The sequence below is a fragment of the Kribbella sp. NBC_00482 genome (assembly GCF_036013725.1).
In the GTDB taxonomy this organism is placed as follows: Bacteria; Actinomycetota; Actinomycetes; order Propionibacteriales; family Kribbellaceae; genus Kribbella.
This window is the reverse complement of record NZ_CP107881.1, coordinates 8,442,197-8,464,244: the sequence shown is the minus strand read 5'-3', so window position 1 is coordinate 8,464,244 and position 22,048 is coordinate 8,442,197. Positions and strand designations below refer to the sequence as shown.

Genomic DNA, 22,048 nt, shown 5'->3' with positions numbered 1-22,048 from the left:
AAGGAGGAGACCCTGATGACCAAGTTCATGCTGCTGATGAACATGGATGGCGGTAACAGCGACACCCCGATGCTGGAGTGGGACGAGGCCGACATGAAGGCCCACATGGACCACCTCGGCGAGGGCATCGAGCGACTGCGGAAGAGCGGCGAGCTGGTCGAGGTCCAGGGGCTGACCTGGCCGTCGCACGCCAAGGTGGTGCGGGCGACCAGCGTGACCGCGCCGGTGCTGACGGACGGTCCGTACGCCGAGTCGAAGGAAGTCCTGGCCGGCTACACGATGATCGACGTGGAGTCGGAGGAGCGGGCCTACGAGATCGCGGCGTGGCAGTCCGCCGCACCCGGTCCCGGCGGCGTACCGCTCGAGCAACCGATCGAGGTCCGCCGCGTCATGGAGTCGGATGCCGATCTCCACGACTTCTGAACCGGACGGCGAGCTCGAGGACCTGCTGCGGGAGTTGACGCCGCGGGTCCTCGGCGCCGTCGTGCGCTGGTCCGGTGACTTCGCAGCGGCCGAGGACGCGGTCCAGGAGGCCCTGCTCGCAGCAGCGACCACTTGGCCGCGGGACGGCCGGCCGGACAATCCGAAGAGCTGGCTGATCCAGACGGCCTCACGGCGGCTGATCGACGAGGTCCGCCAGCAGCAGGCCCGCCGACGCCGCGAGGAGCGGGCGGCCGTGCGGGAGGTGCCGGCCGGTGAGGTCGAGGAGCACGACGACACGCTCCGGCTGCTGTTCCTGTGCTGCCACCCGACGCTCACACCGGCCTCTGCGATCGCACTGACGCTGCGGGCGGTCGGAGGCCTCACCACAGCCGAGATCGCCACGGCGTACCTCGTGCCTGAGGCAACGATGGCGCAGCGCATCAGCCGGGCGAAGTCGAAGCTCAAGGGCTCCAGCTTCGAGCTGGACGCCGATCCGGACCGGCTGCGCAACGTGCTGCACGTGCTGTACCTGATGTTCAACGAGGGCTACACCAGCACCAGTGGTCCGGAGCTGCACCGCAGCGACCTCTCCAGTGAGGCGATCCGCCTGACTCGCGCCGTCCGGACTCAGCTGCCGGATGACGGACAGGTCACCGGACTGCTCGCTCTGATGCTGTTGACCGACGCCCGGCGCACGGCGCGGACCGGTAAGGGCGGGGAGATCATCCCGCTCGCAGAGCAGGACAGGTCGCTGTGGGACCACGACGCCGTCACAGAAGGCGTGGCGCTCGCGGTCGAGGCGTTCAACACGCCTCCGCTGGGCGAGTACCAGATCCAGGCAGCGATCGCCGCCCTGCACGATGAGGTCGACCGCGCCGAGGACACCGACTGGCCGCAGATCCTTGGGCTGTACGGCCTCCTCGAAGACCTGTCCGGCAACCCGATGGTGAAGCTCAACCGGGCGATCGCCGCCGCGATGGTGGACGGACCGGACGCCGGCCTGAAGCTCCTCGCACCGCTGGACGACGAACTGTCCGGCCACTACCGCCTCGACGCCACCCGCGGTCACCTCTACGAGATGCGCGGCGACCACGAGACCGCCGCCGAGCACTTCCGGGCGGCGGCCCGCGGTACGACGAGCTTGCCGGAGCGCGACTACCTGATGACCAAGGCCGCGTCGCTCAGCTAGCAGTACTGCGCGAACGCCGCGGCGAGGTCGTCGTCCGTTGCCAGGAGCAACCGGAGCAGGACGCGCGCCTTGTACGGGTCGAGGAACCCGCCGTCGATCAGGCCGCGCTGCAACAGGTCGGCCTCCGAGCCGGGGGAGTGGTAGGTGTTGCGGACGACCGAGCCGGCGCCGGTCCGTGACGTGAGGACGACCGGCATCCGGGTCGCCAACTCGCCGAGAACGGGTGCTAGCGCGGCTGGCACGTGCCCAACGCCGTACCCGGCAACAACGAGCCCCTGGTGTGTGTCGGCCAGGCCCTGCAGCAGCAGACCGTCGTCGTCCAGCGTGACGGTGTAGAGCGCGACATGGATGTTGTCGAGCTCAGCAGGCTCAGCACTGCCTTGTACGCCGTCCAGCCGCAGCGGGCGCGTGAGCACGCGGACCTGGTCTTCGACGACGTGACCGATCGGACCGGTGTTCGGTGACACGAACGTCGCCGTACTCGTGCTGTGCGTCTTGCGCACCCAGCGGGCCGCGTGGATCTCTTCCTTGAAGACGACCAGTGCGCCCAGGTCACGTGCCGCGGGGGAGCAGGCGACCCGCAGCGCGGCCAGCAGGTTCGCAGGGCCGTCGGGACCGGCCAGTGTCGGGTTGCGCATCGCACCGGTGAACACGAGCGGCTGCGGGTGCGGCCAGACCAGGTCGGCCAGGAAGGCGCTCTCTTCCAGGGTGTCGGTTCCCTGGGTGACGACGACGCCCACGGCTCCGGCGGCGACGGCCTTGGAGGCGGCGTCGACGACCTCGAGCAGCTTGGCGGCCGTCAGGTTGGCGCTGGGAACCTTCTCGATGTCCTGGATCTCGACCGCATGGCCGAGCCCCGACGGCCCAGTGAGCCCGGGCATCGCGGCGGTGAGGTCGTCACCGGTAAGGCGACGGGTACCGGCCATCGAGATGGTCCCGCCCAGCGTGAACAACGCGACGCTCACTAGGTCTCTCCTCAAGTAGTGCGGGCTCTGACGTGCATCCGCTCCCCCTGCGGGCCGTAAAGACATAGCACCTCGGTCGGTCCAGGCCCGGGATTGGAGAACCAGTGCGGCACCCGGCAGTCGAACTCGACCGCCTCACCCTCCTTGACGATGAAGTCCTGGTCACCGAGCTTCAGCCGGATCCGGCCCGACAGCACGTAGAACCAGTCGTAGCCCTCGTGGGTCTTCTGCACCACGTCGTTGCCCGGATAGCCCGCCGGCAGGATCTGTTTGAACGCCTGCAGGCCGCCCGGGCGCCGGCTCAGCGGGACGTGAATGGTGCCGTGGCGCTTGATCGGCTTCTGGTAGATCCGCGGGTCTCCGGTCGGGGGCGCGTCCACCAGTTCGTCCAGCTGCACCTGGTGCGCCCTGGCCAGCGGCAGTAGCAGCTCCAGCGTCGGCCTGCGCTGCCCGGACTCCAGTCTGGACAGCGTGCTGACCGAGATGCCGGTCGTCTCGGACAGCTGGGCCAGCGTCGTGCCACGCTCGCTCCGGAGCGCCCGCAGCCGCGGTCCGACCGATTCGAGAACGTCCTCGTCGTTTGCCATACCGGCAACAATACTTGTCGAAAATGAAAATCACGACGCATCCTCGGTTCAGACGCTGAGAACAGAGCTGAGAACAGGGGAGTCCAGACATGACGAAGTACGACGTGATCGTGATCGGCGGCGGCGCGGCCGGGCTGAGCGGGGCGCTGGCGCTGGTCCGGTTCCGCCGGTCGGTGCTGGTGATCGACGACGGTACGCCGCGCAACGCGCCCGCCGACGGTGTGCACAACTTCCTGACGCGTGACGGCGTACCGCCCGGGGAGATCTACGCGCTCGGCCGCCAGGAGGTGCAGGGGTACGGCGGTGAGTTCGTCGACGGCACCGTGACGACGGCCCGGCGCGACGACGATGGGTTCACGGTCGAGTTGGCCGACGGTACGACGTACCGGAGCAGGCGACTGCTGGTGACGACAGGGCTGTCTGACGTGCTGCCCGACGTACCTGGGCTGGCGGAGCGGTGGGGGAAGGACGTAGTGCATTGCCCGTACTGCCACGGCTGGGAGGTGCAGGACCAGGCCATCGGTGTGCTCGCGACCAGTTCCATGGCGATGCACCAGGTGCAGCTGTTCCGGCAGCTGAGTGACGACGTGACGCTGTTCCTGCACACTGCGCCGGAGCCGACCGAGGAGCAGTGGGAGGAGCTGGCTGCGCGCGGAATCTCCGTAGTACAAGGCAAGGTCGAGCAGGTCGAGGTCACGGACGACCGGATCACCGGTGTACGGCTGGAGGGCGGCACGGTCGTTCCGCGGCAGGCACTGGCGATTCAGACCACCGTACGGGCGCGTGCCGGCTTCCTGGCCGACCTGGGTCTGGAGACCACTCTGGTGGAGGCGAACGGAGTAGAGGTCGGTACTGCGGTCCAGGCCGACGCCAGGGGCGCCACGCAGGTCCCTGGTGTTTTCGCAGCCGGCAACGTCAGCAACCCGATGGCGCAGGTCATGCCGTCCGCAGCGGCCGGATTGGCGGCTGCTGGAGGCATCAACTTCGATCTGATCACCGAAGAGACGCGTCTGGCAGTAGCAGCGCGCAGTAGTTGAGGAGTTGAATAGAGGCCGGGAGGGTGGATGCACGACACGGTCGACCCGGACTTCGCCTCGTTCGTCGATGCGCGGCAGGGCAGATGGCTCCGTACGGCGTACCTCGTGTACGGCGACATACACCGAGCCGAAGAGCTACTGCTGCGCGCCTTCACGCAGCTGTCCGTGCGCTGGACCAGGGTGGACGACCCGGACGCCTTCGTCCAGCGCCAGCTCTACCAGCCGGCCATGCGGCCGTGGAACCGGGCGAAACCGTTCCCTGACGAGCAAGACCCAGTGAAGCGAGCACTGGCCGAGCTGACGCCCGCACAACGCACGGTGTTCGTGCTGCTGCACCTCGAGGAGCTGACCGAGTTCGAGGTGTCCGAGCTGCTCGGTCTGTCGCACACCGCCGTACACGCCCACGGGATGAGCGCCTTCGGCCACTTCCGTACGGCGCTGGGCGCGGGGGACTGGCGTGATGCCCGATGAGACGGGAGGACGTGCAGCCCCTGCTGCTCCAGGCGGCCGACCAGCTACCGGAGCCTGAACTGGCCGACGCAGCGTGGGCAGCCGGGGTGAGGACGAGTCGCCGTCGGCGCCGTACCGTCGTGATCAGCGCGATCGCCTTCCTTGTGCTGGCGATCGTTGCGTCGATCCTGATCGAGGCGGGTACGTCGGGCAACGCCGACATCACACCCCCGACGAATCCGCCCGGGTACGTCGAACCGTCCGGCAGGATCAGCGGGATCGACTTCTGGGTCGCCCCGCCGCCGGGCAGTGAGCGCTTCCTCGACCGGCTCGCGACACCGCTCGGCGATCGGCTGGAGTTGCCGGACAAGGTCCGTCCACTGGCGAAGCACACTCTGGAGAGCGTCGCGGCGGTCGTTCTGGTGAAGCAGGGTGACCGTTACGCACCGGTGCTGCTCGGCGGGGACGGGTCCTGGGCGCGGGCCGACGTCGGCCTCGTCGCAGTCGGCGGCGAGCTGCCCCTCAGCCCGGGAGCAGTCGCTCCGGACGGCCGGACCGTCGCGTTCCCGCAGCCGGGCGAGCTTGTCACAGTGAACGCGTCGACGGCCGAGATCTCACGCTTCCCGCTGCCTGAAGGTGAGTTCAGCAGCGTGTCGTGGGTCGAGGACCGGCAGCGCGTGCTGGTCAGCGGACCGGGCGCCGCCTACCAGGTGCTCGTCGGAGAAGGCGGTGACGGAGAGCAGGCGGTGGTCCAGGTCTCCGCGACGAACGACCCGAACGAGGCCACGTCGCCGTACCGGGTCCAGACGGGCGCCGTGATGCGGTACCTGTTCAACGGCCAGTGGATGGAGGACAGTCCTCTCACCCTGCCGGTCCGGTCCTGGCAGGGCCAGACGATGTCGTCGAACTCCGCCGCCGCCCGCGTCTTCGTCGCGGAGAAGCTCCCGGAGGTTCCGACGAGGGTGTCGCAGCCTCAGGTGCTGGCCGCGATCTCCACGCTGCGGACGGTGCCCAGCCGGCTGCTGGTGCTCGGCGAACCACAGGACAATCCCCCGACCTTCGAGGGGGCGGGGGATCATCCGTTCGTACGTGAGACAGGCTGCTGCGTCGTACTCGGCTGGTACGACGACAACAACGTGCTGTTTCGGGTCCACGGCTGGGTCTTGGCCTGGAACCTCGACAGCGGACGGGTCCGGCGCGTCACCGAGATGCGCGTCGACCAGGTGGCTCTGGGCCCCGGACTACGGCTCTGAGACAGGCAACTCGAGTACTGCGCGCAGAGTGATGTCGGCCAGGCGATCGGCATCCTCGGGCGGCGGCATCGGCTGTCCGGTCAGGGCTCGGATCACGAACACCCCGGCCATCCACTCGACCATCAGCACCGGGTCCGCGGTGCTCTTGATCGGTTCGCCACGCGCCCGTGCGCGCTCAAGTGCTTGCCGGGTGAGCTCGATCCGGCGTTCCAGTACACCTCGGTAGATCGCGGCGGACCGCTCGTCGCGGTTCGCCTCCGAGACCGCCAGGCGAATCATCGCCCGGCCGTACTCGCTGTTCGCGAACGTCAGCGCGACGCGGTAGATCTGGCGCAGGTCTCCCGCGATCGAGCCGGTGTCCGCGTCCGGGATCTCCAGGTCGAACAAATCGGCCATTGCGTCGTTGGCGAGCAGCTCCTTGCTGGCCCACCGCCGGTAGATCGTCGCCTTGCCGACCCCCGCGGCCTCGGCGACGTCGTCCACTGTCATTCCTTCGAATCCCCGCTCCAGCAGCAACTGCACGGCGTACCTGCGGATCCTCGGCTCCGCTTCCGGGTCCCGTGGTCTGCCGCGGCGCGGCCTCACCCCGTGGTTCGGCTCCATTTCGTTGTTCCCCAGCTCGGACGGGTGCAGTGGCGCGGCTGCGGCCCGTGTGGTCCAGGCCAGAGTGCCACATGTCGGCCATCGGTGAGCCATGTCACCTCGATGTCACCTGGGAGCCCGCTTTGTCACATGCCTGAAACAAACGGACCGATCGGCTGAAACGGCGCGCCGACACCGTGTGCGGTGTGGCCGAGCGGTGGGCTCCCCGGCGTTGTGGAGACCTCCCGACTGAGGACGCCGGCCACCCCCAGTTCGATGGAAGGGATGACGTTGATGGAGATCAACGCCGGCGATACCGCCTGGGTCTTGGCAAGCGCCGCCCTGGTGATGCTGATGACACCAGGCCTGGCTTTCTTCTACGGCGGCATGGTGCGCGTGAAGAGCGTGCTGAACATGATGATGATGAGTTTCGTCACCATCGCCGTCGTCACCATCCTCTGGGTGGTGGTCGGCTACTCGCTGACATTCGCCGGTGACACCGGGCACGTGATCGGAGACTTCTCCGAAGTCGGGCTGAAGGGCCTGCTCGCACCCGAGGCGGTGAGCGGGACGACGCCCACGCTCGCTTTCGTCGCCTTCCAGCTGATGTTCGCGATCATCACCCCCGCGCTGATCTCGGGCGCGATCGCCGACCGGGCCACGTTCCGCGGCTGGATCGCGTTCGTGGTCGGCTGGACGCTGCTCGTGTACTTCCCGGTCGCGCACTCCGTCTGGTTCCTGGACGACGGCAACGGCGGCTGGATCGGCGACAAGCTGAAGGCGATCGACTTCGCCGGTGGTACGGCGGTGCACGTGAACGCCGGTGCTGCCGCGCTCGCACTGGCGATCGTGCTCGGCAAGCGGATCGGCTGGAAGAAGGACCCGATGCGGCCGCACAGCCTGCCGCTGGTGCTGCTCGGCGCCGGGCTCCTGTGGTTCGGCTGGTTCGGTTTCAACGCCGGCTCCGCCCTGAGCGCCGGGACGACTGCGGCCGTCACCTTCGTGAACACCCAGGTCGCCACCGCTGCCGCGGTGATCGGCTGGCTGATCATCGAGCGGCTCACGCACGGTAAGGCCACCACGCTGGGTCTGGCGTCCGGTGCGGTCGCCGGTCTGGTCGCGATCACCCCGTCCTGTGGTGCTGTCACCCCGGTCGGCGCGATCATCCTCGGCCTGTTCGCCGGTGCCATCTGCGCCTTCGCGGTGTCGCTGAAGTACAAGCTCGGCTTCGACGACTCGCTCGACGTGGTCGGTGTCCACCTGGTCGGCGGTCTGTTCGGCTCGCTGGCGATCGGTCTGCTCGGCTCGGCGGCGGCGCCGTCCGCGGTCGACGGACTGTTCTACGGCGGTGGAGCGTCCCAGCTCGGTAAGCAGGCGCTGGCGAACGTCGTGGTCGGTGTCTACTCCTTCACGATCGCGTTCATCCTCGGCAAGGTGATCGACAAGACGATCGGCTTCCGGCTCAAGGAGGACGACGAGGTCACCGGCGTCGACCAGACCGAGCACGCGGAGACGGCGTACGACTACCTCAGCGGCGGCAGTCTGCGCGGCGCGCTGGGGCGCCCGGCACCGGCCGCTGCAGTGTCTGATTCCGGGACCGACAATGGGACCACTGAGGCCTCGGAGAAGGAAGGTGTCAAGGCATGAAGCTGATCACCGCGGTGGTCAAGCCGCACAAGCTCGAGGACGTCCGGGCCGCGCTGGAGACGTTCGGCGTCACCGGCATGACGGTCACCGAGGCGAGCGGCTACGGCCGGCAGAAGGGCCACACCGAGGTCTATCGTGGCGCGGAATACGAGGTGGACCTGGTGCCGAAGGTGCGGCTCGAGGTGGTCGTCGAGGACGGTGACGGCGCCGACGTGGTCGATGTGATCGTGAAGGCCGCGCAGACCGGCAAGATCGGCGACGGCAAGGTCTGGGTCACCCCGGTCGAGACCATCGTCCGGGTCCGCACCGGCGAGCTGGACGGAGACGCACTCTAGATGGTCGATCGAGCAGAGCAGCGGCGCGGGCGTGCCGAAGAGGCCGACGCGCTGCTGCAGCTGCTGCTCGCAAAGGCTTGTGACGCCCTCGGTGTACCCACCGAGGGCGTCGCCCTGGTTGCGGTGGGCGGCTACGGGCGTGAGGAGCTGTCGCCGTACAGCGACCTCGACGTGATGCTCGTGCACGCCGAGGGGTACCCGCGCCTCGACGAGCTGGCTGCCCAGATCTGGTACCCGCTGTGGGACTCGAGGACCAAGCTCGACCACAGCGTCCGCACACTGGCCGAAGCGCAGCAGGCCGCGGCAGCCGACGACCGGGTGGCCCTGGGGCTGCTGGACGCGCGGCATGTCGCGGGGGACTCGCACCTGACCCTGCAGCTGCGGTCGGTGCTGATGGCGGACTGGCGGCGTACGGCGCGGTCCCGGATGTCCGGACTGGCGCAGGCGTGCCGTGACCGGGCGTCCACGGTCGGAGAGCTCGCACACCTCGCTGAGCCGGACCTGAAGGAGGCGTACGGCGGTCTGCGCGATGCCGTCGTTCTGCGAGCCTTGGTGGCGTCGTGGTTGGTCGACGTACCGCATCCTGTGCTGGAGCGCGCTCGGCGAGACCTGCTCGAGGTCCGCGACGCACTGCACGAGGTCGCTGGTCGCGCGACGGACAGGCTTGTTGCCGACCTGGCCGGTGAAGTGGCGGCAGGGCTCGGTATGTCGGGGCGGGACGAGCTGCTGCGGCATGTGTACGCGACGGGCCGGACGCTCGCGCACGTGTGTGACGTGTCCTGGCGACGCGTCGAGAGCTTGATGACCAAGCCACCGCGGTCCAGGCGGCGTCAGCGGAGCGGTGGGCCGTTGCTGCTCGCATTGGACGAGGGCGTCGGCCAGCACGAGGGCGAGGTCGTGCTGATGCCGGACGCGCGTCCGGAGCGGGACCCCGTGCTCGGACTGCGTGCTGCTGCGGTTGCTGCGGACCGTGAGCTGGTGCTGTCACCTGCTGTGTGTGCGCGGTTGGCGGCGTCGGCTGCGGACATGCCCGAGCCATGGCCGGGGGAGGCGCGGCGGTTGCTGTGCGCCCTGCTCGGTGCGGGCAACGGCCTGCGCGAGGTGTGGGAGGCGTTGGACCAGGCCGGGTACATCTCCCGGATCCTGCCCGAGTGGGACGCCGTACGGTTCCGGCCGCCGCAGTCGGCGATCCACCGGTTCACCGTCGACCGGCACCTGCTGGAAACCTGCGTCGAAGCATCCGCGATGGTGCGCGACGTACGGCGGCCTGACCTGTTGCTGGTGGCCGCCCTGCTGCATGACCTGGGGAAGGCGCTCGACGGCGACCACAGCGTCACCGGTGCCGGCATCGCGGCTCGGGTGGCCCGTCGCCTCGGCTTCAGCGAGGCCGACGCCGACACCATCACCCTGCTGGTCCGCCAGCACCTCATGCTCGCGCAGGTCGCCACCCGGCGGGACCTGGAAGACCCGATGACCGTGGACATGGTCGTCGGCATCGTGCGCAGCACCGAGACGCTGGACCTGCTGGAGGCCTTGACGTACGCCGACGCGCGGGCAGCCGGTCCGGCTGCGTCGTCGCCGTGGCGGATGCGCCTGGTCGGTGAGCTGTGCCGGCGCGTGCGCGGTGAGTTGGCTGGTGGCGGCGAGAGCATGTGGACCGAGGTACCGCCCGTTGCGGTGCCAGTGCTGCATCAGGTGGTTGGTGTGGGGCGGCTCGGCGTCACAGTGTCCGACCATCACGGCGACCTCCGAGTGAACGTCGCCGTACCCGACCAAGTGGGGACGCTGTCGACCGTTGCCGCGGTACTCGCGGTGGAGCGGCTGGCGGTGCGGTCCGCGGTCATCACATCTGTTGACGGGCTGGGTATCTCGCAGTGGACCGTCGCTGGATCGCCTCCTGATCCGGTGCGGCTACGAGATCGGCTTGCGGTGGCGCTACGTGACTCGACCGACGTCGTACGGCGGTTGGCTGCACGGGACTCGTCGCGCGCTCGTGTCGCGAGTCGCGTGGACCTGTTGCCGGAAGCGTCGGAAACAGCCACGGTGCTGCAGGTGCGAGCTCACGACCGTCCTGGCCTGCTGTACGACGTCACAGCGGCGATCGCCTCCACTGGTGCGGACATCCGCTCCGCACACGTCAGCACGCTCGGTGCGGAGTGTGTCGACGTCTTCTACCTCACCGACAGCCACGGTGCGCCGCTCGAATCCGAGGACGCGCGGACGACGGCAAAGTCAGTCCTGGATCGCCTGAGCTTCTAATGTCAGCTATGTGGATGTTGTAGAGGCTCTCCAGCGACAAGCGACCGCCTGCGAGGACCTGGGGTCCCCGATGTACGCCGAAGTGCTCCGGCTGCTCGTGGACGACTACGAGGTCGGCGGGGCGTCGGTCGAAGTACTGAGCGGGTATGAGGGCCGTTCGTTCGGTGAGGCGATCGGTCTGCGGCTGCTGGCAGCCGTGCACGGCATGGTGCTGTCCGGTACGGCGCCTGAGCTGGCGGCGTTCTACCCGAGTGTCGGCGGGACGTGGGACCCAGTGCTCGGCTGGGAGGCGTTCGAGCAGGTGCTGCGGTCGCGGCTCGGAGAGGTGCGGTCGCTACTGACGCAGCCGCCGCAGACGAACGAGGTAGGGCGGTCGGCCGCGCTGTACGGCGGCCTGCTGCAGCTGGTCGAGGCAGTACCGCTGCCGGTGCGGCTCTTCGAGATCGGTGCCAGCGGGGGCCTGAACCTGCGGGCCGATCGGTACAGGTACGTGACAGACGGGGCGTCGTACGGGCCTGCTGACAGTCCTGTGGTGTTTGACTCGGCCTGGTCCGGACAGGTGCCGTCGGTGGACTTGCGGATCGCTGAGCGGGTGGGGTGCGACATCGCCCCGGTGAACCCGCTGACGACGGACGGTGCGCTCACGCTGACGTCGTACGTGTGGCCGGACATGGCTGATCGCCTGGAGCGCCTCCGCGGTGCGTTGAAGGTCGCGCGAGAGGTGCCGGCCGACGTACGGCGAGAGGACGCGGTCTCGTTCCTGCGTGGGCTGGAGCTGTCGTCGGGGCACGTGACTGTCGTGTGGCACTCGATCATGTGGCAGTACCTGCGCCGCCCGGACCGAGCCGCGATCGAGGCGCGCTTGGACGAGCTCGGCGCATCGGCGACCGCGTCCGCACCACTGGCGCGTCTGCGGCTCGAGCCGCACCAGGTGATCGCCCACGGGGCCGGCACCACGGGCTGGGAGTACCGCGTCGACCTGCAGACCTGGCCGGGAGGACAGCGCCGGGTCCTCGGGCGCGCCGAACCTCACGGACAGGGCCTGGTGTGGGGACCAGGGAAGACCTTAGAGTGATCGTTGTTAGGTAAGCTTTACCTAACAACCACGAGAGGATTCCCGCCCAAGATGCTTCGTCGTACCGTTCTGACCCTTACCGCTGCCGCCGCGCTCACCGTCGGCCTGGTCGCCCCGGCCTCGGCCGCGTCCGGCAGCGCCAGCAACCTCGGAAAGACCCTCAACGCCTCGAACGCCACCGGACTCGCGGCGGCAAGGGAGACCATCACCGTGACCGGCAGCGGTTACAGCCCGGCCGCCGGGTACTACGTCGCGCTCTGCGCCGTACCGTCCGACTACAGCTACGGCACCAAGCCGAGCCCGTGCGCCGGCGGCGACGGCCAGGGCGGTTCGACGGTCGGCCCGTCCGCCTGGGTCACCAACAGCCCACTCGGCGGCAGCGCGTCGTACCCGATCGCCGCCGACGGGACGTTCACGGCGCAGATCCACATCGCCGAAGTGAACTCCGGCCTGGACTGCAGCGACCCGGATGTCACCTGTGCGATCGTCTCGCGGCGTGATCACCTCGCCGCGAGCGACCGCACCGGCGACGTCTACATCCCGGTCTCGTTCAGCTGAGCGCAGCCACGAGTGTGTCGGTGAGTTCGGTGGCGTAAGTGCCGTCGGGGTCGAGGTCGGGATCGAAGATGCCGATGTCGACCCCGACGCATTTCGGGGACGCGAGCAGTGGCCGGAGGAGTGCCCGCAGCTGTTCGTGGTCGATCCCGCCCGGGTCCGGGCTGTCGACGGCCGGCATGACCTTTGCGTCGAGGATGTCCACGTCGAGGTGCACCCAGAACCCGTCGAGCTCGGCCAGGTGTGCCAGCGTTCCTTGGGCGGCCGCGTTCGGATCGTCCGCGATCCTCGACGCCGGCCAGACCGGGATTCCGGCCTTCTCGACGTCGCCGACGTACTCGTCGTCCGCCCGGATCCCGAGCAGCGCCGCGTCGGTGTCCCGCGTGTACGGACCCTGCCCTTCGAGGTTGGTCAGGTCCGCCTGTCCCCGGCCGGTGACCAGCGCGAGCGCCTCGCCGCCCGCGGCCCCGACGTACGGCGAGTTGTCGACGGTCCTGAAGTCCGAGTGCCCGTCGAGGTACACGACGCCGTACCGCCCGAGCCGCTTCAACGCCAATGCCGGCCCGAGCAGGTTGCTGCACTCACCTCCCAGCAACACCACGAACTTGCCCTGCTCGACGAAGCCCGCCACGCGATCCGCCAGCTGCACCGTGTACGACGCCATGGCCGCAGCGTTGAACACACCGTCTCCGGGCTTCCAGTCGTGCATGTCGTACCGCGGCGGCGTCACGTACCCACCGTCCTCCGCCCCGATCCGCCCCAAGAACCCCCGATCCCGCACCGCCCCCGCCAACTTGTAACACCCCGGCACCACCCCCGCCTTCGGCGCCCGCAACCCCAAATTAGAAGGCCCATCCACCACAACCCGCACCCGAGTCCCCTAACCTGTATGTGCGATTAGACTGGTTAGATCCTCAATCCTCCACACCCACCTGTCAACTAGTCGCGCCCGGATCCGCCGGGCGGATGCAGACCCGGCGCCGGGGTGCCTCGCACAGGCGCCGTTGCGCGAGCAGCCGCCGCCCGCGAACCGTCCCCGAGCGAAGGCCGCTTCCCCGTCGCTCCGGCAGCAGGCGCGACATCGTTCAAGAAGCGCGCCACCGGCACCTCCGACGGCTTGCTCCCTCCTACCGGCGCCTTGCTCTCTCGTACGGGCGTCGGCTCCACAGCCTGCTGCCGTACGCCGTCGGACGCGGGTTCCTGTGCCTTGTGCGGGGCCCTCTGCCGAATCTCGTCGACCTTCGAGTTGAGCGCCCGCCCGATCTCCTCGGCCACCTGCCGCCCAGCCTCCGGCGACCGCCGCGCCAACTCCTCCCACCGCGGATGCAGCATCGCCCCGATCAACTCCGCCCGCAGAGCCCGCCGATCCGCCCCCTCCGCAGGCGCCACCTCCTCCAACCGATTCCGCACCACCCCCTCAGCCAACCGATCGAAATGCAGTGCCGCCGGCCCCTCGCTGAGGCGGTCGATCAGTTCGGACCTGTCGACTCGTGGACCGGTGGCCTGCGCGATCAGATTGGTCGTTGCCGCGTGGGCACCGGTGTGCTGCTGGCCGTCGAACGCCAGTCCCTCGTAGCCCGCCAGTTCGCTGAAGTTGATGAAGTCGTCGGCGGCGCGGACTGCCGCGACCCCTTCGGTGATGCCGAGGGAATGGTTGGTGCGAACCGCGTTCGGTTCGTGAGGGGCGTCCAGGTCCATCCCGGCCTGCGTAGCGCGGTGCAGGACCGTCGTCAGCGCGTGAGCCTGCCGGCGGCGGTCCGGCGTCTGGGACAGGCCCTCACGCAGGATCGGCTCGTGGACTCCGATCGCACCGGTCCGTTGATCGAAGCCGCCGAGTCCACTCGTCGCATACAGCTCGCCGTTCCAGCGGTCGGTCCCCGTCGGGCGGAGACGCCGTGCGGCGTCGTACAACCGGGCGAACTCCCGGTACGTCGCGGAGTCCTCGGGGACACGCTCGGCGGACTCAGCCATCGGTCGACGGGAACGGCTCGTCGGTCAGCGGGAACGGTGGGTCGCGGAGGAAGCCCTCGAGAGACTCGAGGTCTTGGGTCATGGCCCGGATGTCGTCCTGCTCGTCCTGGGGCGCGCGTCCGGCGATCTCCCAGATCTGACGGCGTGCGTCCGCCAGCATCGTGATCTGCTCGTCGGTGGTCCCGACGGGTGGGTATGCGACGGAGTGGATCCGGTCCGCCTCGTGAAACAACTCGCTCCACACGCGTGGTGGCGCCGGAGGTTCGCCCAGGCGCGCGATCACGCGAGCAGTCCAATCGCGGTCCTCCTCCGAGGCATCGGCAGGTACCAGCGCCCGCAACTTCTCCTGCTCCACCGCGACGTCCGTCGGGTGTACGTCGTCGCGCACCCGGTCGCGGGCCCGGTTCGCGGCCGTGTTGAAAGCGGGGATGTCGAGGGGCATCTCGCGGCTCCTTGGGGGATCTGGGGATGGGAGCACGGTAGCGAGGAAGAGGCCCGCGTTGCCGGAGTTATCCACAGGTTGGGGGGCCGGTAGACTCGGGGAGTTCATCGCTTCGAGGAAACGGACTGTTTCTCGTGTTCGACACGCTTTCCGATCGGCTCTCCACCGCGTTCAAGAATCTGCGGGGCAAGGGCAAGCTGACCGACGCCGACATCGACGCGACCGCCCGGGAGATCCGGGTCGCGTTGCTGGAGGCCGATGTCGCGCTGCCCGTCGTGCGGGAGTTCATCGCGGCGGTCAAGGAACGTGCCGCCGGGGCGGAGGTCCGTGGCGGGCTGAATCCGGCGCAGCAGGTCATCAAGATCGTCAACGAGGAACTGGTCAACATCCTCGGCGGCGAGACCCGCGAGCTGCGGATGGCGAAGCGGCCGCCGACGGTGATCATGCTCGCCGGTCTGCAGGGCGCCGGTAAGACCACCCTGGCGGGCAAGCTTGCCAAGTGGCTGAAGGAGACCAAGCACCAGACCCCGATGCTGGTCGCCGCCGACCTCCAGCGGCCGAACGCGGTGACCCAGCTGCAGGTGGTCGGCGAGCGCGCCGGCGTACCGGTGTTCGCGCCGGAGCCCGGTAACGGCGTCGGCGACCCGGTCGACGTCGCCCGCCAGGCGATGGACGAGGCGCGCACCAAGCAGCACAGCGTGGTCATCGTCGACACCGCCGGCCGGTTGGGTGTCGACGAAGTGCTGATGAAGCAGGCCGCGGACATCCGCGACGCGGTCACTCCGGACGAGATCCTGTTCGTCGTCGACGCGATGATCGGTCAGGACGCGGTCACCACCGCGCAGGCCTTCCTGGACGGCGTCGGGTTCGACGGTGTCGTGCTGTCGAAGCTCGACGGTGACGCCCGGGGTGGTGCCGCGCTGTCGATCGCGCAGGTCACCGGCCGCCAGGTGATGTTCGCCAGCAACGGCGAGAAGCTCGAGGACTTCGACGTCTTCCACCCCGACCGGATGGCGTCGCGCATCCTCGGCATGGGCGACGTGATGAGCCTGATCGAGAAGGCCGAGCAGACCTTCGACGCGGACGAGGCAGCCAAGACCGCGGCCAAGCTGCAGAAGAGGGGCGGCAAGGACTTCACGCTGGACGACTTCCTCGCCCAGATGCAGTCGGTCCGCAAGATGGGCCCGCTGACCAAGATCTTCGGCATGCTGCCCGGTGCGAACCAGTTCAAGGACCAGCTGGAGAACTTCGACGAGCGCGAGATCGACCGGATCGAGGCGGTCATCCACTCGATGACCCCGGCCGAGCGGAACGACCCGAACATCATCAACGGCTCCCGCCGGGCCCGGATCGCAAAGGGTTCCGGGACCGAGGTGGCGACCGTCAGCGGCCTGGTCGAGCGGTTCTTCGAGGCCCGCAAGATGATGTCCGCGATGGCGTCCGGCAAGGGGATGCCGGGGATGCCCGGGATGCCGGGCATGCCGGGGATGGGCGCCGGCGGCCGGAAGGCCAAGCAGCAGCAGAAGAAGGGCAAGAAGCGCGGCTCCGGCAACCCCGCCAAGCGGGCGAACCAGGGCAACCAGCAGCCGCAGGCCCCGGAGCCGGGTCAGCTGCCGGCGGCGTTCGGCGGCCAGAACGGCGGCGACTTCGAGCTGCCGGACGACGTGAAGAAGATGCTCGGCGGCAACTGAACCCTTCCCGAAAGGGCACATCAGCGGTTGGGTGGGTAGGGGTGAACTCTGGGCGGCCGACGCCTGAACACGGCGGGCCGGTACCCGGTGACGGCGGCGGACGGCGCACCGTCAGCGGTTGTCGACGACCCGGTGACGGCTAAGATCGTCCCTACGCCCGAGAGACACACCAACTGCGCGCAATGCGCCGAGGACGGTTCGGATGAGGCAGCAGTTCAAGAACCTGGACACGTGGCGGGGAAAGTTGACCGCCACCTGGGTCTGCCTGGCTCCGCCCACCGCCATGGTCGCCGTGTTCGTGGTCGGCGGAGTCACCTCGAACACGTTCATCGTCGATGCGCACGCGCTGGCCGCCCCGCGGCAGGACGCCGTGTTCGACGACCTGGCCGACGCCGTGCCGAACCAGCCGGGTGTCGACGGCAGCCTCCCGACGCAGGAGAAGTCGACGGTCCAGGTCCCGATCACGGGGACGACGGACGGCACCGTGAAGCCGATCCCCGGCGTGTTCGGGGACGCCTCGGGGATCCCGGGCACCGTGCTGGCGGCGTACCAGAAGGCTGCGCGCGACCTCGCGATGTCGATGCCGGGCTGTCACATCACGTGGCCGCTGCTGGCCGGGATCGGCAAGGTCGAGTCCGGGCACGCGAGCGGCGGCAAGGTGGACGCGAACGGAAACACCCGCGGTAAGATCCTCGGCCCGGTCCTCGACGGCGGTCCCGGGATGGCGGCGATCGCCGACACCGACCAGGGCGTGTACGACGGGAACACGACGTGGGACCGCGCCGTCGGGCCGATGCAGTTCGTGCCGGGTACCTGGAACGCGTTCGGTGCCGATGGCAACGGTGATGGGCTGAAGGACCCGCACAACGTGTTCGACGCGTCGCGGGCGGCGGGCGACTACCTCTGCTCCGGCGGGGCGAACCTGTCCGATCCGCAGGGCCTGGTCCAGGCGGTGCTGCGCTACAACCACTCGATGGACTACGTGTCGACCGTGCTGCGGTGGATGCAGACGTACAGCAAGGACACCGTGACGATCCCGGACAAGCCGGGGACCATCGACACACCGGACGACGACGGCAACAACGACGGCAACGACGACGAGCGGGATTCGACCCGTACGACGGCCTCGCCGTCGACCACCGCGCCGACGACGGCGCCCACGACGGTCCCGACCACGGTGCCCACCACGGTCCCGACGACCACGCGGCCGACGACCGTCCCGACGACGCCCCGCCCGAGCGCGACCGGTTCGACGACCCCGACTCCGTCGGTGACGAACAGCCCCGGCACGACGAACCCGACGACGACGAAGCCGACCAGGCCGCCGCTGAGCCCGCCGCCGTCGACGCCGACCACGACGCCGACCACGCCGACGCCGGACCCGACCTGCACGCCGACGCCCACGCCGACGCCGAGCGACTCGCCGACGACCACGCCGACGACGACGCCCACAACGACCCCGAGTCCGTGCGGCACCACCGCCCCGGAGTCGAACCCGCCCGAGACGACGGCGGCAAGCCCGAGCGACGCTCCTCAGACCAGCAACTGAACCTCTGCCCGATTGGCTGCCGGGTGCCTACCGTGGGTAAGGTGAGGTAGCGGCGATCGTTACCTCGGTGCCGGTTTTCCGAGGGGTTTCTGGGCGCCGTAACTTTGCGTCGTCTTGATGTAACTTTCTGGCGCGTGGTTCGTTGAGTGGGCTATGCGCCTAACCCGTAGTGGTAACCGTCGGGTCAAAATAATCATCGCTTCATTGTGTACGGCCCCGCTCCTGGTCGGGGCCATCGTGACCGTCGCCTCGGGCGGAGCCGGTGCCTCCGGACCGCTCACGGCAGGCAGCCCGGTCGCCCCATCGCCTGGGGCCGGACTGAACAGCGGTGAGTTCGACGAACTGACGATGATCGTGCCGCAGCGTCCAGGAGTGGACGGCCGGCTCGGATCCGACAAACCTGCCCGCGCCGACGTCCCCGTGCAGGGGGCCACCGACGGCCGATCGGTCGTCCGTCCCGGGCGTCCGGGTGCCGTCAACGGCATCCCGCGCGGAGTGTTCCCCGCGTACCGCCGTGCCACCGCGAACCTCGCGGTCGTGCGGCCGAACTGCGGTCTGACCTGGCCGCTGCTGGCCGGGGTCGGCAAGGTCGAGTCCGACCACGCGAGCGGCGGCCGTGTCGACGTGGCCGGCACCACCCGCGGCCGGATCCTCGGCCCGCTGCTGAACGGCCGGCACGGCAACGGCCGGATCTCCGACTCGGACAAGGGCAAGTACGACGCGGATTCGACCTGGGACCGCGCGGTCGGCCCGATGCAGATCATCCCGCAGGTCTGGGACGAGTACGGCGCCGACGGCAACGGTGACGGCTTCCGCAACCCGAACAACGTCTACGACGCAGTCACCACGGTCGCGGTCGTGCTCTGCTCCGAGGGTGACGACCTGCGCAGCCCGCGGGACCTGGTCGCCGCCCTGCTCCGCTACCAGCACTCCAAGGACTTCGTCGCCACCGTCCTGAAGTGGATGCGCGTCTACAGCAAGAACGCGGTCCTGGTGCCGAACGCGAAGGGCAACATCGCGAGCGCCAAGACGAACGGCAACGCCGACCGCCGGGTCGACCCGCGGGACGTCCCGGACGTGCCGGACGACACCAAGACGCCGACGCCGACCCCGACCGCGGTGCCGACCACGCTGCCGACCGCGGTGCCGCCGTCCACGCCGTGGGCGACGCCGACGCTGCCGAGGCCGGTGGACACGCCGACCGAGACGCCGACCCGGACGCCGACGAAGACACCGACCAAGACCCCCACCAAGACCCCGACGAAGACGCCTACCAAGACGCCGACGCCGACCCCGACTCCTACCCCCACGCCGACTCCGACCCCGACGCCCACACCGACCCCGACGGACACCCCGTCCGGTTCGCCGTGCGCCGGCAACGAGACCACCACCCCGACCTGCACACCGGGCGGCGGCTCGCACGGATAGGAACGACCCAGATACGGTCAGCCGTATGACGGGTGTATTGAGGCTGGTCGGCACCGTCTTGCCGGCCGGTGAGCAGCAGGAGCTTCACCTCAGCGGTGGGCTGGTCGTCGACCGGCCCGCCGCTGCTGATGTGACGACCGTGCACACCGGCGGCTGGATCGTGCCGGGTCTGGTCGATGCGCACTGCCACATCGGCCTCGACCAGCACGGCGGTGTCGACGAGGAGATCCAGGAGCAGCAGGCGATCGCCGACCGCGAGGCCGGTGCGCTGCTCGTCCGCGACGCCGGTTCGCCCGTCGACACCCGCTGGATCGACGACCGCGCGGACCTGCCGAAGATCATCCGCGCCGGCCGGCACATCGCCCGCTCGAAGCGGTACATCCGGAACTACGGCTGGGAGATCGAGCCCGACGAACTGGTCGCGTACGTCGAGCAGGAGGCCCGCCGTGGTGACGGCTGGGTGAAGCTCGTCGGCGACTGGATCGACCGCGACGCCGGCGATCTGACCCCGTGCTGGCCGGCCGAGGCGCTGAACGCCGCGATCGCCCGCGCCCACGAGCTCGGCGCCCGCGTGACCGCGCACGTCTTCGGCGAGCACGCTCTCCCGGACCTGCTGGCGGCGGGCATCGACTGCCTCGAGCACGGCACCGGCATCGAGCCCGGTCTGCTCAGCGAGATGGCCGAGCGTCAGGTGGCCGTCGTACCCACGCTGATCCAGCTCGAGAACTTCCCGCAGTACGCCGATCAGGCTGAGGCGAAGTTCCCGGTCTACTCGGCTCACATGCGTGATCTGTACGAGCGCCGCCTGCACCGGCTGCGGGACGCGTTCGAGGCCGGCGTGCCCGTGTATGCCGGAACCGACGCGGGCGGTGTCCTCGGACACGGCCTGGTCGCGCAGGAGGTCCAGGCGCTCACCGAGATCGGCATGTCGGGGGAGCAGGCGCTCGCTGCGGGATCGTGGGCGGCCCGCGCCTGGCTCGGCGCGCCCAGCGAGCTGCGCCCCGGCGATCCGGCCGATCTCGTCGTGTACGACGAGGATCCGCGCGCGAATCCCGCCGTACTGACGCATCCGCGGCTGATCGCACTGCGTGGGAACGTGGTCTTCTCCCGGTGACGGGAAACAATTCACTCAAACACTGGATGTAACGGAAGATCTTGCCTTAGCGTGGCACTCGGGACCGCCGACGCCCCTCGGCGGACCAGCTACGGGAAGGAACCGCCCCATGTCCCGAGTACCCAAACTGGCCGCAGCTCTGGCCGTCGGCGCCCTCGCGCTCACCGCCCTTCCGAGTAACGCCGCCGAGCCGGCGCAGCCCACCGGTCAACCGGACCTCGCGTCCGCGTTCAAGACAGCGTCCGCGAAGTACGAAGTACCGCGGGAAGTGCTGGTCGGTGTCGGTTTCGCCGAAACGCATCTCGACGGCCACAACGGCACGCCGAGCCAGGCGAACGGCTACGGCGTGATGCACCTGGCCGGCAACAACGTCAACAAGACGATGTCCGAGGCAAGCAAACTGACCGGACTGCCGGTCGCCGAGCTGACCAAGGACGACACCTCCAACATCCTCGGCGCTGCCGCGGTTCTGGATTCGTACGCCGACCAGGCCCGCCTGACGGATCGATCCGATCTCGGCAAGTGGTACGGCGTGATTGCGAAGTACTCGCACTCCGCCGATGCCCCGACCGCGCGGCTGTACACCGACGAGGTCTACCGCGTGATCGCCCGCGGCGTCCGTACCGCAGGGGTCTCGACCGACCCGAAGACGGTCACACCGGACCGCGGCGCGTACGCGAAGGCAGCGCCGCTCGGGACTGCCGCCGTCGACTACCCGGGCGCGATCTGGAACGCGGCCAGCACCAGCAACTACCGCGTCGGCCGGACCGCGGCGATCTCCACGATCGTGATCCACGTGACCCAGGGCTCGTACGCCGGCACCATCAGCTGGTTCAAGAACCCGTCCGCGCAGGTCAGCGCGCACTACGTGGTCCGCTCGAGCGACGGCGAGGTCACCCAGATGGTGGCCGAGAAGGACACCGCCTGGCACGTCCGGACCGAGAACCCGTACACGATCGGCATCGAGCACGAAGGGTTCGTCGACCAGCCGTCCTGGTTCACCGACGCGATGTACCGCTCGTCGGCGGCGCTGACCCGCAACATCGCCGACCGTCGCGGTATCCCGAAGGACCGGGCCCACATCAAGGGCCACAGCGAGATGCCGAACAACGACCACACCGACCCGGGACCGAACTGGAACTGGGACTACTACATGCAGCTGGTGAACGGCGGCGACCCGAACCCGCCGGAGTACAACTTCACCACCTGGGGTTCCGGTGTGAATGTCCGCTCGGCGCCGAAGCTGTCCGCGTCGGTCGTGACCACGCTGCCCGGCCCGACCCGGGTGTTCGTCGAGTGCCAGGTCCAGGGCGACACAGTGACCGCCGGCGGCTACACCAACAACTGGTGGGCCAAGCTGCGCGACCAGCAGGGGTACATGACCAACATCTACATCGACGACCCGAACGCGAAGCTGCCCGGCGTACCGGACTGCTAGAACACGAAAGGTAGAGCCTGCTGTACCGACAGGTTCGGCTGCCTGGCGGAGGATTGAG

Annotated in this window: 21 protein-coding genes; 15 read left to right on the top strand and 6 right to left on the bottom strand. The window is 69.1% G+C overall.

Going from position 1 to position 22,048, the window contains the following annotated elements; translation table 11 throughout:
• Positions 1 to 15 precede the first annotated feature (15 nt).
• Positions 16 to 423 carry a YciI family protein gene (locus OHB24_RS40690; protein ID WP_327636305.1) on the top strand — a complete coding sequence of 136 codons (408 nt, stop codon included), beginning with the start codon at positions 16 to 18 and terminating at the stop codon, positions 421 to 423.
• Entirely contained in the window at positions 401 to 1,612 is a 1,212-nt protein-coding gene (locus tag OHB24_RS40685; protein WP_327636304.1) for an RNA polymerase sigma factor, read from the top strand. Before OHB24_RS40690 ends, OHB24_RS40685 begins: the two co-directional genes overlap by 23 nt.
• Here the strand turns inward: OHB24_RS40685 and OHB24_RS40680 are convergent.
• Together OHB24_RS40680 and OHB24_RS40675 are read right to left on the bottom strand one after the other, a co-directional pair.
• The gene (locus tag OHB24_RS40680; protein WP_327636303.1) at positions 1,609 to 2,577 is read right to left on the bottom strand and encodes an asparaginase; all 969 of its coding nucleotides are present in this window, start codon (positions 2,575 to 2,577) and stop codon (positions 1,609 to 1,611) included. The genes OHB24_RS40685 and OHB24_RS40680 overlap by 4 nt on opposite strands.
• A gap of 11 nt (positions 2,578 to 2,588) precedes the next feature.
• Positions 2,589 to 3,164: a helix-turn-helix domain-containing protein gene (locus tag OHB24_RS40675; protein WP_130387638.1), complete on the bottom strand. Its 576-nt coding sequence runs from the start codon at positions 3,162 to 3,164 to the stop codon at positions 2,589 to 2,591.
• Between the two features lie 89 nt (positions 3,165 to 3,253).
• Between OHB24_RS40675 and OHB24_RS40670 the strand changes: the two genes are divergently transcribed.
• From OHB24_RS40670 to OHB24_RS40660, 3 genes are read left to right on the top strand one after another with little or no spacing between them, the layout of a single operon-like run.
• On the top strand, positions 3,254 to 4,201 hold the full coding sequence (locus tag OHB24_RS40670) for an NAD(P)/FAD-dependent oxidoreductase (RefSeq protein ID WP_327636302.1): 948 nt from the start codon (positions 3,254 to 3,256) through the stop codon (positions 4,199 to 4,201).
• A 27-nt stretch (positions 4,202 to 4,228) separates the two neighbouring features.
• Positions 4,229 to 4,672: a sigma factor-like helix-turn-helix DNA-binding protein gene (locus tag OHB24_RS40665; RefSeq protein ID WP_327636301.1), complete on the top strand. Its 444-nt coding sequence runs from the start codon at positions 4,229 to 4,231 to the stop codon at positions 4,670 to 4,672.
• Positions 4,669 to 5,904: a hypothetical protein gene (locus OHB24_RS40660; protein WP_327636300.1), complete on the top strand. Its 1,236-nt coding sequence runs from the start codon at positions 4,669 to 4,671 to the stop codon at positions 5,902 to 5,904. The genes OHB24_RS40665 and OHB24_RS40660 overlap by 4 nt, the downstream gene beginning before the upstream one ends.
• Here OHB24_RS40660 and OHB24_RS40655 read toward each other — a convergent pair.
• A complete protein-coding gene (locus OHB24_RS40655) occupies positions 5,893 to 6,393 on the bottom strand; it encodes a TetR/AcrR family transcriptional regulator (RefSeq protein ID WP_442913943.1) in 501 nt (166 codons plus the stop codon). The genes OHB24_RS40660 and OHB24_RS40655 overlap by 12 nt on opposite strands.
• A 378-nt stretch (positions 6,394 to 6,771) precedes the next feature.
• Here OHB24_RS40655 and OHB24_RS40650 point away from each other — a divergent pair, with 378 nt between their 5' ends.
• From OHB24_RS40650 to OHB24_RS40630, 5 genes are read left to right on the top strand one after another with little or no spacing between them, the layout of a single operon-like run.
• Complete coding sequence (locus OHB24_RS40650) at positions 6,772 to 8,133, top strand: ammonium transporter (protein WP_327636298.1); 1,362 nt, start codon at positions 6,772 to 6,774, stop codon at positions 8,131 to 8,133.
• Positions 8,130 to 8,468: a P-II family nitrogen regulator gene (locus OHB24_RS40645; protein WP_325036050.1), complete on the top strand. Its 339-nt coding sequence runs from the start codon at positions 8,130 to 8,132 to the stop codon at positions 8,466 to 8,468. Before OHB24_RS40650 ends, OHB24_RS40645 begins: the two co-directional genes overlap by 4 nt.
• The gene (locus tag OHB24_RS40640; protein ID WP_327636297.1) at positions 8,469 to 10,727 is read left to right on the top strand and encodes a [protein-PII] uridylyltransferase; all 2,259 of its coding nucleotides are present in this window, start codon (positions 8,469 to 8,471) and stop codon (positions 10,725 to 10,727) included. It abuts the gene before it with no gap.
• A gap of 10 nt (positions 10,728 to 10,737) precedes the next feature.
• Positions 10,738 to 11,802: a DUF2332 domain-containing protein gene (locus tag OHB24_RS40635; protein WP_327636296.1), complete on the top strand. Its 1,065-nt coding sequence runs from the start codon at positions 10,738 to 10,740 to the stop codon at positions 11,800 to 11,802.
• A 51-nt stretch (positions 11,803 to 11,853) separates the two neighbouring features.
• Positions 11,854 to 12,360 (top strand): hypothetical protein, encoded by a 507-nt coding sequence (locus tag OHB24_RS40630; RefSeq protein ID WP_327636295.1) that lies wholly within the window; start codon positions 11,854 to 11,856, stop codon positions 12,358 to 12,360.
• On the opposite strand, the gene OHB24_RS40625 is transcribed toward OHB24_RS40630, so the two are convergent.
• The 3 genes from OHB24_RS40625 to OHB24_RS40615 all read right to left on the bottom strand — a co-directional run bounded on the left by OHB24_RS40625 (position 12,353) and on the right by OHB24_RS40615 (position 14,770).
• On the bottom strand, positions 12,353 to 13,138 hold the full coding sequence (locus OHB24_RS40625; protein WP_327636294.1) for an arginase family protein: 786 nt from the start codon (positions 13,136 to 13,138) through the stop codon (positions 12,353 to 12,355). The two genes, OHB24_RS40630 and OHB24_RS40625, sit on opposite strands and share 8 nt — an antisense overlap.
• Before the next feature lie 158 nt (positions 13,139 to 13,296).
• On the bottom strand, positions 13,297 to 14,328 hold the full coding sequence (locus OHB24_RS40620) for a hypothetical protein (RefSeq protein ID WP_327636293.1): 1,032 nt from the start codon (positions 14,326 to 14,328) through the stop codon (positions 13,297 to 13,299).
• The gene (locus tag OHB24_RS40615; protein ID WP_327636292.1) at positions 14,321 to 14,770 is read right to left on the bottom strand and encodes a hypothetical protein; all 450 of its coding nucleotides are present in this window, start codon (positions 14,768 to 14,770) and stop codon (positions 14,321 to 14,323) included. The genes OHB24_RS40620 and OHB24_RS40615 overlap by 8 nt, the downstream gene beginning before the upstream one ends.
• Positions 14,771 to 14,904: 134 nt before the next feature.
• Between OHB24_RS40615 and ffh the strand changes: the two genes are divergently transcribed.
• The 5 genes from ffh (at position 14,905) to OHB24_RS40590 (ending at position 21,990) form a co-directional block, all read left to right on the top strand.
• Complete coding sequence (gene ffh / locus OHB24_RS40610) at positions 14,905 to 16,461, top strand: signal recognition particle protein (RefSeq protein WP_327636291.1); 1,557 nt, start codon at positions 14,905 to 14,907, stop codon at positions 16,459 to 16,461.
• Between the two features lie 202 nt (positions 16,462 to 16,663).
• The gene (locus OHB24_RS40605; protein WP_327636290.1) at positions 16,664 to 18,010 is read left to right on the top strand and encodes a lytic transglycosylase domain-containing protein; all 1,347 of its coding nucleotides are present in this window, start codon (positions 16,664 to 16,666) and stop codon (positions 18,008 to 18,010) included.
• Positions 18,011 to 18,247: 237 nt separating this feature from the next.
• Entirely contained in the window at positions 18,248 to 19,438 is a 1,191-nt protein-coding gene (locus OHB24_RS40600; RefSeq protein ID WP_327636289.1) for a lytic transglycosylase domain-containing protein, read from the top strand.
• 25 nt (positions 19,439 to 19,463) lie between these two features.
• Complete coding sequence (locus tag OHB24_RS40595; RefSeq protein ID WP_327636288.1) at positions 19,464 to 20,552, top strand: amidohydrolase family protein; 1,089 nt, start codon at positions 19,464 to 19,466, stop codon at positions 20,550 to 20,552.
• 109 nt (positions 20,553 to 20,661) lie between these two features.
• A complete protein-coding gene (locus tag OHB24_RS40590; protein WP_327636287.1) occupies positions 20,662 to 21,990 on the top strand; it encodes an N-acetylmuramoyl-L-alanine amidase in 1,329 nt (442 codons plus the stop codon).
• Positions 21,991 to 22,048: the final 58 nt, after the last annotated feature.

What these genes read in the sequence shown, in the direction of transcription:
- OHB24_RS40605 (WP_327636290.1), top strand. Translation starts at nt 16,664, where the DNA reads ATGAGGCAGCAGTTCAAGAACCTGGACACGTGGCGGGGAAAGTTGACC.
- OHB24_RS40670 (WP_327636302.1), top strand. Translation starts at nt 3,254, where the DNA reads ATGACGAAGTACGACGTGATCGTGATCGGCGGCGGCGCGGCCGGGCTG.
- OHB24_RS40650 (WP_327636298.1), top strand. Translation starts at nt 6,772, where the DNA reads ATGACGTTGATGGAGATCAACGCCGGCGATACCGCCTGGGTCTTGGCA.
- OHB24_RS40685 (WP_327636304.1), top strand. Translation starts at nt 401, where the DNA reads ATGCCGATCTCCACGACTTCTGAACCGGACGGCGAGCTCGAGGACCTG.
- OHB24_RS40615 (WP_327636292.1), bottom strand. Translation starts at nt 14,770, where the DNA reads ATGCCCCTCGACATCCCCGCTTTCAACACGGCCGCGAACCGGGCCCGC.
- OHB24_RS40640 (WP_327636297.1), top strand. Translation starts at nt 8,469, where the DNA reads ATGGTCGATCGAGCAGAGCAGCGGCGCGGGCGTGCCGAAGAGGCCGAC.
- OHB24_RS40630 (WP_327636295.1), top strand. Translation starts at nt 11,854, where the DNA reads ATGCTTCGTCGTACCGTTCTGACCCTTACCGCTGCCGCCGCGCTCACC.
- OHB24_RS40595 (WP_327636288.1), top strand. Translation starts at nt 19,464, where the DNA reads ATGACGGGTGTATTGAGGCTGGTCGGCACCGTCTTGCCGGCCGGTGAG.
- OHB24_RS40645 (WP_325036050.1), top strand. Translation starts at nt 8,130, where the DNA reads ATGAAGCTGATCACCGCGGTGGTCAAGCCGCACAAGCTCGAGGACGTC.
- OHB24_RS40665 (WP_327636301.1), top strand. Translation starts at nt 4,229, where the DNA reads ATGCACGACACGGTCGACCCGGACTTCGCCTCGTTCGTCGATGCGCGG.
- OHB24_RS40660 (WP_327636300.1), top strand. Translation starts at nt 4,669, where the DNA reads ATGAGACGGGAGGACGTGCAGCCCCTGCTGCTCCAGGCGGCCGACCAG.
- OHB24_RS40675 (WP_130387638.1), bottom strand. Translation starts at nt 3,164, where the DNA reads ATGGCAAACGACGAGGACGTTCTCGAATCGGTCGGACCGCGGCTGCGG.
- OHB24_RS40620 (WP_327636293.1), bottom strand. Translation starts at nt 14,328, where the DNA reads ATGGCTGAGTCCGCCGAGCGTGTCCCCGAGGACTCCGCGACGTACCGG.
- OHB24_RS40655 (WP_442913943.1), bottom strand. Translation starts at nt 6,393, where the DNA reads ATGACAGTGGACGACGTCGCCGAGGCCGCGGGGGTCGGCAAGGCGACG.
- OHB24_RS40690 (WP_327636305.1), top strand. Translation starts at nt 16, where the DNA reads ATGACCAAGTTCATGCTGCTGATGAACATGGATGGCGGTAACAGCGAC.
- OHB24_RS40590 (WP_327636287.1), top strand. Translation starts at nt 20,662, where the DNA reads ATGTCCCGAGTACCCAAACTGGCCGCAGCTCTGGCCGTCGGCGCCCTC.